The organism is Vibrio sp. PID17_43 (assembly GCF_002608565.1).
Classification (GTDB): domain Bacteria; phylum Pseudomonadota; class Gammaproteobacteria; order Enterobacterales; family Vibrionaceae; genus Vibrio.
Map to the genome: position 1 here is coordinate 1 of NZ_LIXM01000034.1, position 12227 is coordinate 12227.

At 41.3% G+C, this 12227-nt stretch carries 10 protein-coding genes and 1 pseudogene; all 11 read left to right on the forward strand.

The genetic code is table 11. The features are described from left to right. Positions 1-400: 400 nt before the first annotated feature. The 11 genes and pseudogenes from AK965_RS18735 (at position 401) to AK965_RS18790 (ending at position 12181) form a co-directional block, all read left to right on the forward strand. The gene (locus tag AK965_RS18735; RefSeq protein WP_099081035.1) at positions 401-1396 is read left to right on the forward strand and encodes a Wzz/FepE/Etk N-terminal domain-containing protein; all 996 of its coding nucleotides are present in this window, start codon (positions 401-403) and stop codon (positions 1394-1396) included. A 184-nt stretch (positions 1397-1580) separates the two neighbouring features. Beyond that, positions 1581-2705, forward strand: coding sequence for a non-hydrolyzing UDP-N-acetylglucosamine 2-epimerase (gene wecB / locus AK965_RS18740; RefSeq protein WP_099081036.1), 1125 nt, complete (start codon positions 1581-1583; stop codon positions 2703-2705). 17 nt (positions 2706-2722) lie between these two features. Further along, positions 2723-3991 carry a UDP-N-acetyl-D-mannosamine dehydrogenase gene (wecC, locus tag AK965_RS18745; RefSeq protein WP_099081037.1) on the forward strand — a complete coding sequence of 423 codons (1269 nt, stop codon included), beginning with the start codon at positions 2723-2725 and terminating at the stop codon, positions 3989-3991. After that, complete coding sequence (gene rfbB, locus AK965_RS18750) at positions 3988-5052, forward strand: dTDP-glucose 4,6-dehydratase (RefSeq protein ID WP_099081038.1); 1065 nt, start codon at positions 3988-3990, stop codon at positions 5050-5052. The genes wecC (AK965_RS18745) and rfbB overlap by 4 nt, the downstream gene beginning before the upstream one ends. Then, a complete protein-coding gene (gene rfbA, locus AK965_RS18755) occupies positions 5052-5918 on the forward strand; it encodes a glucose-1-phosphate thymidylyltransferase RfbA (protein ID WP_099081039.1) in 867 nt (288 codons plus the stop codon). Before rfbB ends, rfbA begins: the two co-directional genes overlap by 1 nt. Further along, positions 5919-6326: an FdtA/QdtA family cupin domain-containing protein gene (locus AK965_RS18760; protein WP_099081040.1), complete on the forward strand. Its 408-nt coding sequence runs from the start codon at positions 5919-5921 to the stop codon at positions 6324-6326. Next, positions 6313-6831 carry a GNAT family N-acetyltransferase gene (locus tag AK965_RS18765; RefSeq protein ID WP_099081041.1) on the forward strand — a complete coding sequence of 173 codons (519 nt, stop codon included), beginning with the start codon at positions 6313-6315 and terminating at the stop codon, positions 6829-6831. The genes AK965_RS18760 and AK965_RS18765 overlap by 14 nt, the downstream gene beginning before the upstream one ends. Next, positions 6832-7935, forward strand: coding sequence for a DegT/DnrJ/EryC1/StrS aminotransferase family protein (locus AK965_RS18770; RefSeq protein ID WP_099081042.1), 1104 nt, complete (start codon positions 6832-6834; stop codon positions 7933-7935). Positions 7936-8429: 494 nt separating this feature from the next. After that, positions 8430-9559: pseudogene (locus AK965_RS18780) on the forward strand (ISAs1 family transposase). A 102-nt stretch (positions 9560-9661) separates the two neighbouring features. Continuing rightward, positions 9662-10927, forward strand: a complete 1266-nt coding sequence (gene wecC / locus AK965_RS18785; RefSeq protein WP_099081043.1) for a UDP-N-acetyl-D-mannosamine dehydrogenase — start codon at positions 9662-9664, stop codon at positions 10925-10927. After that, positions 10928-12181: an O-antigen translocase gene (locus AK965_RS18790; protein WP_099081044.1), complete on the forward strand. Its 1254-nt coding sequence runs from the start codon at positions 10928-10930 to the stop codon at positions 12179-12181. It begins immediately after the preceding gene. Positions 12182-12227 lie beyond the last annotated feature (46 nt).

Below are 12227 nucleotides of genomic sequence, written 5' to 3' on the forward strand. Positions count from 1 at the left end.
TATTATCAGCGCACTGTTTAATTTCAGTTTATCACCTTAGTGCTATCAAGCTCGATCAGTAGATTCTGAATCACGTTCGTTCCTCACTGTTCAGAATGACGAATATCGCCCTTTCCCAGAAGCAGAATACAGAACGTTTCGCTTACTGAATACGGGCACTTACACGTCATTCCAGCGAGCAAAGTGAGACTAGGAATCTACTTTCAGCGAGCAATCAGCTAAATAGAAAATGCAGATCGCGATTGCAAAGTACAAAATGTAGAAACGATTTACATGACTTGTAGTACCAATAACATTCCGTAATCCGTAATCCGTAATCCGTAATCCGTAATCCGTAATCCGTAATCCGTAATCATTTTTTTCGATCCTAGCCCCTAGGATCCCAGGACCTAAAACATCAATGGAACCACAAAAAGAACACCCACAACATTACCTACCGTATCCACCGCACGCCCAACAACCTGCGGACGACGAAATCGACTTGCGCGAACTGTTTGGTGCACTGTGGAAAGGTAAGTGGATCATCATCGCGACCACATTTGTTTTTGCAGTTGGCGCAGTCTTATACGCACTTAGCTTGCCGAATATCTACAAATCGGACGCGCTGCTTGCGCCTGCAGAAAGCTCCGGTGGCGGCGGCCTTTCAAAAATGGCAGGTCAACTTGGCGGTTTAGCGGCACTAGCGGGCGTCAACCTTGGTGGCGGAGAATCCTCGCAAACCGATTTAGCTGTGCAAGTGATGAAATCGCGCCAGTTTGTGGAAGCATTCATCAATAAACATGATTTACTTGTGCCTTTAATGGCAGCCAAAGACTGGGATTTAGCAAACAACAAACTCATCTTAGATGAAGAGCTATATAACCCAACTACCGGTGAATGGCTGCGTGAGGCTAAAGGCCTTCGTGGTGCAACCCCTACGGCGCAAGAAGCGATTGAAGTGTTTAATAAAGAGGTCTTGAGCATTAGTCAGGATAAAGAGAGCGGCTTATACACGGTTTCAGTTAAGCATTACTCTCCTTATGTTGCTCAGCAATGGGTTAATTGGTTAATTGAAGACATCAATAAAGTAATGCGTGAGCGCACAATCGCAGAAACATCCCAAAACCTAGCTTACCTAAATACGCAGCTACAAAAGACAGCTGTGGCTGATATGCAAAGCACGTTCTACAAACTGATCGAAGAGCAAACTAAGAGCCTGATGCTGGCTGAAGTACAAGAAGAGTTTATCTTCAAAGTCGTTGACCCAGCAGTGGTACCGGAGCTTAAAGATGGGCCGAAACGCGCACTGATTTGTGTGTTAGGCACATTGCTTGGTGGCATGTTGGGTGTCGCGATTGTACTGGTGCGTTTTGCGTTTCGAAAAGAAGAAGCAGAGGACCTAGGACCTAGAACCTAGGCTTTGCGTTACCTATTGGGGCCGGTTTGGTTAGATAGGGGAAATCAATCAATTACAATGAGATAGTGAAATGAGGCTGTCTCATTTTGAATGAAAAGTGTCTCAGGCGGTGAAAAAGTCTGAGATGGTGAAGTGAGAAATCTCACGAACAAGACAAATTTGTAATTAAAGATTAGGCTAGAAAATGTCAAAAAAGAAAGTCCTGACGGTGTTTGGCACACGTCCAGAAGCCATCAAAATGGCACCGCTTGTTCATGCATTGTCAGCGGACGATAGATTCGAAGCGAAGTGCTGCGTAACTGCCCAGCACCGTGAAATGCTTGACCAAGTGTTGGAACTTTTTGAGATTACACCTGACTATGATCTCAACCTCATGCAACCAGGTCAGACACTTAATGATATCACCGCTCGAATTTTACTAGAGCTCAAACCAGTACTGCAAGAGTTTAAGCCAGATGTAATTCTTGTGCATGGTGATACCGCTACCACATTTGCGGCAAGCTTGGCTGCTTACTATGAGCAAATTGAAGTGGGACATGTCGAAGCAGGCCTTCGTACTGGCAATATCTACTCGCCTTGGCCAGAAGAGGCAAACCGCCGACTGACTGGCGTTCTTACCAAATACCACTTTGCTCCTACAGATACTTCCAAAGAAAATCTACTACGTGAAAATTTCAATCCAGACGATATTTTTGTAACGGGTAATACCGTGATCGATGCTTTGCTAATGGTGAAGGATAAGATCGAGTCAGATAGTGATTTGAATGCAGCACTAGCCTCTCAATTCCCATTCTTAGATGACAGCAAGAAACTCATTCTAGTGACGGGTCATCGCCGTGAAAGTTTTGGCGGCGGGTTTGAGCGAATTTGTGAAGCGTTGGCTATCACCGCAAAACAGCATCCTGAAGCGCAAATTTTGTATCCAATGCATTTGAATCCAAATGTCCGCGAGCCAGTCAATCGCATTCTTGCAGATGTGGACAACGTGCACTTGATTGAACCGCAGCAATACCTGCCATTTGTGTACTTAATGACTCGTGCAAATATTATTTTGACGGATTCCGGTGGCATTCAAGAAGAAGCTCCTTCTTTAGGTAAGCCTGTACTTGTCATGCGTGACACAACAGAGAGGCCAGAAGCCGTAGCAGCAGGTACTGTGAAGCTTGTAGGGACAGATATCGATATGATTGTATCAAATCTACATGTCCTTCTTACCGATGAAAATGCATACCAGGAAATGAGCTTCGCTCATAACCCATACGGTGATGGTAAAGCTTGTCAACGAATCTTGAACAAATTAGTAAATTAAATAGTGGTATTAATATTATGTCTTTTGAAACAATTTCAGTAATTGGCTTGGGTTACATTGGCTTGCCTACTGCGGCGATGTTTGCGTCGCGCAAGAAAAAAGTGATTGGTGTGGATGTCAACCAACATGCAGTGGATACTATTAATCAGGGTAAAATTCACATTGTAGAGCCAGAATTGGACATGATAGTGAGTGCGGCGGTAACAGAAGGTTACCTGAAAGCCGTGAAAACACCTGAGCCGGCGGATGCGTTCCTGATCGCAGTGCCGACTCCGTTTTTACCTTGTGAAGATGGTGAAATACCAGCTCCTGACTTGTCTTACATTGAAGCTGCAAGTAAAGCCATTGCACCAGTTCTTAAAAAAGGTGACTTAGTGATCCTGGAGTCAACCTCTCCAGTGGGTGCCACAGAGCAAATGGCAGCTTGGCTTGCTGAAGCTCGATCTGACCTAACCTTTCCACTAACACACGGTGAGGCCGCCGATGTTAACGTCGCACACTGCCCTGAGCGTGTACTGCCTGGTCACGTTGTACGTGAGTTGGTGGAAAATGATCGTGTGATTGGTGGTATGTCTACACGTTGTTCTGAACGTTCTGTTGAGTTATACAAGACGTTTGTGAAAGGTGAGTGTGTGATCACGAACGCCCGTACAGCAGAAATGGCAAAACTAACTGAGAACAGTTCTCGAGATGTACAAATTGCTTTTGCCAATGAGCTATCTATCATCTGCGATAAGCTAGACATCAATGTGTGGGAGTTGATTGCACTAGCAAATCGCCACCCACGCGTGAATATTCTCCAACCAGGCCCCGGGGTTGGAGGACATTGTATCGCTGTCGATCCTTGGTTTATCGTTTCAAAAACGCCGGAAGAAGCTCAGATTATTCATACTGCTCGTAAAGTAAATGATACAAAACCAGAATGGGTAATTAATAAAGTTAAAATGGCGATTGCCGACTTTCTACAAGCAAACCCAGAAAAAATGATAAAAGAAGTAACAGTTGCTTGTTATGGTCTTGCATTTAAACCTGATATTGATGACCTACGTGAAAGTCCTGCTATGAGCATCACGAAAAAAATTGCGCAAATGCATGCGGGTAACGTAATTGCAATAGAGCCAAATATCGAAAATCTACCGAACCAGGTTCAGAACTTAAAGTTATCGAGCTTTGAATCGGCTGCAAAAGAAGCAGATATCCACGTGTTGCTAGTAGACCATAAAGAGTTCAAAGAAGTTTCGCTCCATTCTCAATTTATTGTCGATACAAAGGGAATTTGGTTGTGAAAATACTAATAACAGGCGGTGCTGGCTTTATTGGCTCTGCAGTCATTAGGCACATCATTCGTGATACACAAGATACCGTTATTAACTTAGACAAGTTGACTTACGCTGGTAACTTAGAGTCATTAATTGAGGTATCGAGCCACAGTCGCTACCGCTTCGAACACGTTGACATCTGTGATCGCAACGAGCTAGATCGCGTTTTTGCTGAGCATAAACCTGATGCTGTCATGCATTTGGCTGCTGAATCGCACGTTGATCGCTCGATTGATGGCCCAGCCGCTTTTATTGAAACCAATGTGATGGGTACCTATCACTTATTAGAAGCGGCTCGCCAATACTGGTTAACACTGGATGAGGTCGGTAAATCTGCTTTTCGTTTCCATCATATTTCGACAGACGAGGTCTACGGAGATTTAGAGGGTACGGATGATCTCTTTACTGAAACGACATCCTATGCACCAAGCAGCCCTTATTCCGCTTCAAAAGCATCTAGCGATCATTTAGTTCGAGCTTGGCAGCGAACTTACGGATTACCAACCGTTGTTACCAATTGTTCTAATAACTACGGGCCTTACCATTTCCCAGAGAAGTTAATCCCTCTGATGATTCTTAACGCGTTAGATGGCAAACCGTTGCCTGTTTATGGCGATGGTATGCAAATCCGAGATTGGTTGTTCGTTGAAGATCATGCCCGCGCGCTTTATAAAGTCGTGACTGAGGGTGAAATCGGTGAAACTTACAACATTGGTGGCCACAACGAAAAAGCGAACATTGACGTAGTGAAAACAATCTGTTCGTTACTTGAAGAGTTTCGACCAAACAAACCTGCAGGTGTCAACTCATACGAATCTTTGATTACCTACGTGAAAGACAGGCCTGGTCATGATGTTCGCTATGCCATTGATGCAACAAAGATTGCTCAAGAGCTTAACTGGACGCCAGAAGAAACGTTTGAAAGTGGTATTCGAAAAACGGTTGAATGGTATTTAAACAACCAACAATGGTGGCAACGTGTTTTGGATGGTTCATACAGTTTAGAAAGACTCGGAGCAGGTGAATAATGAAAGGTATTATTCTTGCTGGTGGTTCAGGCACTCGTCTCTACCCGATCACACGAGGCGTATCGAAGCAGTTATTGCCCGTTTACGATAAGCCAATGATCTACTACCCGCTGTCGGTACTTATGCTAGCGGGTATTCGAGAGATCCTCATCATTACGACGCCTGAAGACCAAGATAGCTTCCAACGTTTGTTAGGTGATGGATCTGATTTTGGTATTGAGTTGGAGTATGCCATTCAACCTAGCCCAGATGGCCTAGCACAAGCGTTTATTATTGGTGAAGAATTCATTGGTGACGATTCGGTTTGTTTAGTACTTGGAGATAATATTTTCTATGGGCAGGGATTCACACCAATATTACAGCAAGCCGCGAATATGAACCAAGGCGCCACCGTATTTGGTTATCAAGTCAAAGATCCAGAGCGTTTTGGCGTAGTAGAATTTGATGCTGATATGCATGCAATCTCGATTGAAGAAAAACCGATAGCGCCTAAGTCTAACTACGCGATTACAGGTTTGTATTTTTATGACAATCAAGTTGTTAAGTTGGCAAAACAAGTGAGACCATCAGAGCGAGGGGAATTAGAAATATCTACTCTGAATCAAATGTACCTCGAACAAGGCAACCTTAATGTCGAGCTACTTGGCCGTGGTTTTGCTTGGTTAGATACAGGGACGCACGAAAGCCTGCATGAAGCATCTTCATTTGTTCAGACCATTGAGAATGTTCAAGGCTTGAAAGTTGCGTGTCTGGAAGAGATCGCATGGCGTAATGGTTGGTTGACCAATGAGCAGTTAAAAAATGCAGGTTTAGCTTTAGCAAAAAATGAGTATGGCCGTTACTTACTAGAATTGGTGGAAGAGTAAATGAGCTTAATTCAGTGGATTGATTTTAAAGAAATTGGGGATCATCGTGGCAATCTTGTTGCGTTAGAAGGTAATCGTAATATTCCTTTTGATATCAAGCGAGTTTATTACCTATATGGATTACAACCAGACTTGCCAAGAGGTTTTCATGCGCATCGAGAATTGGTCCAAGTGGCGGTTTGTATTAATGGACAGTGTGATATTTTGATGGATGATGGTCAGTCAAAACAAACCGTCACACTAGCCTCGCCAACAAAAGGATTGGTCATAAATATTATGCAATGGCATGAAATGAGCAATTTTTCAGAGAACTGTGTATTGATGGTTCTTGCTAGTGATGCTTATGACGAAAGTGACTATATTCGAGATTATTCAGATTTCTTGAGGGAAGTAAATGCTGGTAGCTAAAACTGTTCAATTACGCTTGGTCGAAGAGTCGGATGCAAGTTTTATTGTATCACTCAGAACTGACGATAAATATAACAAATACCTATCTAATGTTAGCTCTGATGTTGATATCCAGAGAGAATGGATAAAACGTTATAAAGAAAAAGAAAGGAATAAAGATGAATTTTATTTTGTAATTGAGCGTAATGATGGAACACCGTGTGGAACAGTAAGGATTTATGACTTAAAAGATGATTCATTTTGTTGGGGAAGTTGGATTCTTAATGAGGACAAAACCCGATATGCAGCTGTAGAATCAGCCTTATTAGTATATGAGTACGGGTTTGAACACTTAGGCTTTAGTAAAAGTCACTTCGAAGTCGTAAAGGAGAATATCAAGGTTATTGATTTCCATCTGAAGTTTGGCGCAAAACAAACTAGTGAAGATCTCGAGCATTACTATTACGAAATTAGTAAAGAGTCAGTAGCTGATATGAAGAAGAAGTTTTCAAGAGTAATTAAATAAATGATTCCATTTTTAGACCTAAAAAGTATTAACCAACAATACCAACATGAACTGAAAGAAGCCTGTGCACGAGTAATCGATTCCGGTTGGTACATTATGGGCAACGAACTAGAACAATTTGAGTCTAAGTTTGCTGAATATTGCGAAACTAAACATGCTATTGGTGTGGCTAATGGTTTAGATGCACTCATCTTAGTTTTGCGGGCTTGGAAAGAATTAGGCAAGCTTTCAAAGGGTGATGAAGTTATCGTTCCTGCAAATACTTACATCGCAAGCATTCTAGCCATCACAGAAAACGAGTTAGTGCCTGTGTTAGTTGAGCCAGATATTGAGACTTACAACCTAACGAAAGAGGGTATTGAGGCTGCAATCACCCCAAGAACAAAAGCCGTTTTGCCCGTTCATCTATATGGACTGATTTCACCAATGTCAGAAATTATGCAAATCGCAAAAGAGTACAATTTACTAGTATTGGAAGATTGTGCTCAAGCACATGGTGCAATGACTGGTGGTAAGAAAGCGGGTAATTGGGGGGATGCTGCTGGTTTTAGTTTCTATCCTGGCAAAAACCTTGGTGCGTTAGGTGATGCGGGTGCTATTACAACCAATGACGATACATTATATCAAGCACTTGTTGCATTAAGAAATTATGGCTCCCACAAAAAATATGAAAATAAATATCAAGGAGTGAACTCTAGGCTAGATGAAATTCAAGCTGCAATGCTGCGGGTAAAGCTTCATCATCTGGACGCTGAAACTTTACGTCGCCAGGAAATTGCTAAGCGCTATAGAGCTGAAATCAATAACCCATTAGTCATCTTGCCTAAAGTTGAAAATGAAGCAGAGCATGTGTGGCATCTATTTGTTGTTCGTTGTGAGCAACGCGAAGCGCTGCAAAATTGGCTTTCTCAAAATGATGTTCAAACACTGGTTCATTATCCAATACCACCGCATAAGCAAACGGCTTATCGTGAATTGAACCATTTATCAAAGCCAATTACTGAAGTCATCCATCAACAAGTGATCTCATTGCCACTGGACCCAACAATGGATAATGAAGCAGTAACTCAAGTCATTCAACTGGTTAATGAGTTCAAGGCGTGAAGCGATTACTCAAAGTCACAGCGCTGACGGGTTTATGAACCCTAGTTAAAATGGCAATGTGATTTGTTATTGCGAAAGTGGTAGCAATTTATACTGGCCCCACAGGCATGGCGATGTTGGGGCAAGTAATAAACAGGGAAATCGCATGAGTGTGCCGTGGAGCACAGAGGTTAACTTAAAGTTAACCATTTGAGCGTAAGCTTAAGAAGAGATGAAGGTAGGCCCTTCAAAGTCTGCTGTCGGAAGTCGGCTTTAAACCACCTGCAAGTGGCTGTTATAAAGAGTATCGGTCAGAAGCGCAGGGAAATCGCATGAAGGTGCCAGGGAAATCGCATGAAGGTGCCCATTTTTAAAGGGCTTTCGTCAAATTAGTATCTTCTAATTTAGAAGCTATTTCTTTAACATTCATCACAACATTGGAAACTCATTAAGGATCAATTTGTAGATCATTTTGAGTGTTTTTTAATGGTTCTGTACTTAAACGGAGCCAGATTATGACGATAATAACGAACCGATTTATGCATTTCGAAGTGATAAAAGATTACCGTCAAGCCGCTAAGGTAGAACACAAATTGTCAGACATTATTTTGTTGACGATCTGTGGTGTGCTATCCGGTTTTGATACCTGGGAAGGTATCTGTGATTTTGGTGAAAGCCGAACCGATTTTCTTAAGTCATTGGGTGATTTTGAGAATGGCATTCCGTCGTCAGATACCATCGCTCGCGTATGGGCATGGTGAACCCGTCAGCGATGCAAAGAGCATTCATCAACTGGATGAAAGATTGTCATCAAATCACAGATGGTGAAGTGGTTGCAATCGATGGTAAAACCGTTCGTGGTTCTTATAACAAATCTGAAGAACGCTCTGCAATTCATATGGTCAACGCATTTGCAACCGCGCAAGGGCTTTGTCTTGGACAATCGAAAGTTGATGATAAAACGAATGAAATCACAGAAATACCGAAGTTGTTGGAATTGCTAAATATTTCTGGTTGCTTAGTGACGATTGATGCCATGGGTTGTCAGAGAAAAATCGCCCAAAAGATAGTCGATAAAAATGCCGATTACTTACTTGCTGTAAAGGGAAACCAAGGCTCGTTAGAGAAAGCGATAGGTGAGTTTTATCGCCCTTCGATGTTGCAGGGATTTGCAGAGGGAGACAGCTATGCGAGCCAAGAAAAAGGGCATGGTCGTGAGGAAACACGCTGTGCATTAGTGACAAATGAGTTGTCATTTTTAGGCGATTTAGAGCTTGAATGGCCAAACCTGAAAAGTGTCGGCATCATGGTCAACATGCGTAAAACAGAAGAGCATGCGACAGAGCAAGATATGTCGGTTCGCTTCTACATCAGCTCGAAGAAACTCAGTGCGAAAGAGTTGCATGATGCAACGCGTTCTCACTGGGGAATTGAGTCGATGCACTGGCAACTTGATGTTACTTTCAGAGAGGATGCATGTCGCATTCGAGTCGATGATCGCGCAGAGGCTTTTTCAAGGATCAGGCAGGCGTGTTTGAACCTTTTAAAGCAAGAAACGAGCTTTAAGGGAGGCATTCAACGCAAACGAATGAAGTGTGCGATGGATGTAAACTACTTAAGCAAGGTTCTCGGAGCCTTTGAATGACGGGGATGTTCATGCGATTTCCGTGGCTCATAACCCCTACGGTGATGGCAAAGCTTGCCAAAGAATTATCGATAAATTATTAAATTAAATAGTGGATGCTTTATGTCAATTGAAACAGTTTCAGTTATTGGCCTTGGATATATTGGTTTGCCAACTGCAGCGATGTTTGCATCAAGAAAAAAAAGAGTGATTGGTGTCGATATTAATCAACACGCTGTGGATACCATTAACAAAGGCCAGATACATATCGTTGAACCTGAGCTCGATATGATAGTGCATGCTGCTGTAACCGAGGGTTATTTAAAAGCGACAACAAGACCAGAGCCAGCTGACGCTTTTTTGGTGGCAGTGCCCACACCATTTTTACCTTGTAAGAAGGGAGAGGTTCCTGCACCAGATTTGTCTTATATAAAAGCAGCAAGCAAGGCCATTGCACCAGTGTTGAAAAAGGGAGATCTGGTTATTCTTGAGTCTACCTCCCCTGTTGGTGCGACTGAGCAAATGGCTGCATGGCTAGCAGATATGCGCCCTGATCTAACGTTCCCACAAACACATACAGAAAATGCAGATATAAATGTGGCGCATTGTCCTGAGCGAGTGTTGCCCGGGCATGTGGTCCGTGAACTTGTAGAAAATGATCGAGTGATTGGAGGTCTGTCAAAACGATGCGCTGAACGCTCCGTAGAGCTTTATAAAACGTTTGTAGAGGGTGACTGTGTTGTAACAAATGCACGTACGGCGGAAATGGCAAAATTAACGGAGAATAGCTGTCGGGATGTTCAAATTGCATTTGCCAACGAGTTATCTGTAATTTGTGACAAGCTAGATATAAATGTATGGGAGCTTATTGAGTTAGCTAATCGACACCCAAGAGTTAATATTTTACAGCCAGGGCCTGGTGTAGGTGGCCATTGTATTGCCGTAGATCCGTGGTTTATTGTTTCCAGAACTCCAAACGATGCAAAGATAATTCATACCGCACGTATAGTTAATGATAGTAAGCCAGATTGGGTAATTAAAAAAGTTAAATTAGCAGTAGCTGAATTTCTGCAGTTACATAAGGAAAAAACTGTAAAGGATGTAAAAATTGCATGCTTTGGGTTAGCGTTTAAACCTGATATAGATGACTTACGAGAAAGCCCTGCACTAGAGATTACTCAAAAGATTGCAGAAATGCATGGAGGAGATGTTTTTGCTGTTGAGCCGAACATTAATGAACTTCCTAAGCCCTTAAATAGTATTAAACTTGTCGAATTAGATTTAGCACTTAATCAGGCTGATATAAAAGTTTTACTAGTTGATCATCTTGAGTTTAAAGGGCGCACGAATATAGATGGTATAGTTGTAGATACAAAAGGTATTTGGTAATTGAATTTAGCAAAAACATCTCTATTAAGCTTTATCGCAACAGCGATAAAGCTTATTGCTGGTCTTGTAATAAATAAAGCAATTGCGTTATTTATAGGCCCGGCAGGGTTAGCGGTTATTGGTCAATTTCAGAATGCACAAGGTATAATTAGATCAATATCACAAGGGGGAATAAACTCTGGTGTAACTAAATATACGGCAGAGTTTAGACAAAATGAAAATACGATAGTGAAACTATGGAGCACTGCAATCAAGATCACGATTGTGCTTTCACTATCTGTAAGCGCTGCTATTTTTATTGGTGCTGACTATTTTGGTAAGATAGTATTTGGCTCAGAAGAATATAGCTATGTATTCGTGGTATTTAGCTTTACTTTGATTCTATATTCAACGAACCAATTATTACTCTCCATTATTAATGGTATGAAGGAAATATCAACTTATATCTCTATTAATATAACGCAAAGTATATATAGCCTTATTTTTACGACAGCTCTTGTATACTTCTTTCATCTTGATGGTGCTCTTATAGCTTTAGTTACTAATCAATCATTTATCTTTTTTATTATATTATGGAAGTTAAGAAATCATAAAGTTGTAAAATTAATTAATTTTAGGGCTCCATTCAACTCAAAAGTAAGTAAAAAATTAGCACTTTACTCCATAATGACTCTAGTGTCCGCATCTGTTGTTCCTTTGTCACAAATGATGATCAGAAATTATATAGGTGAAACATTGTCATGGGATGATGCAGGATACTGGCAGGCAATGATGTACATTTCTACTATGTACCTTATGGTCATCACTACAGCTCTTAGTACATATTACCTACCAAGACTTTCTGAAATATCAGATATAAAAGAACTAAAGTTGGAGTTATTAAAAGGTTACAAGGTTATCACTCCTATAATATTGGCTTTAACTTTTACCGTATATACAATGAAAGAAATAGTTCTGTATATTTTATTCACTGAGGATTTCCGACCAATGCTCGAGCTATTTAAATGGCAGTTGGTTGGTGATTTCCTTAAAATAATGTCATGGTTGTTAGCTTATCTAATGTTAGCTAAAACAATGACTAGAGAGTTTATAATTACGGAAATATTTTTCTCTATGCTTTTTGTTTTACTATCTGTTTTTTATGTCGATAACTTTGGATTAGTTGGTGTTAGTTATGCGTTTGCGGCCAATTACGGTATTTACTTCATTAGTATGTTTATTCTCATGAGGAGAAGGTTTTTTAAAAACTGCTGATAGTTACACCTCAAAAAATGAGCATTCATTTTCTAACACATTTGTA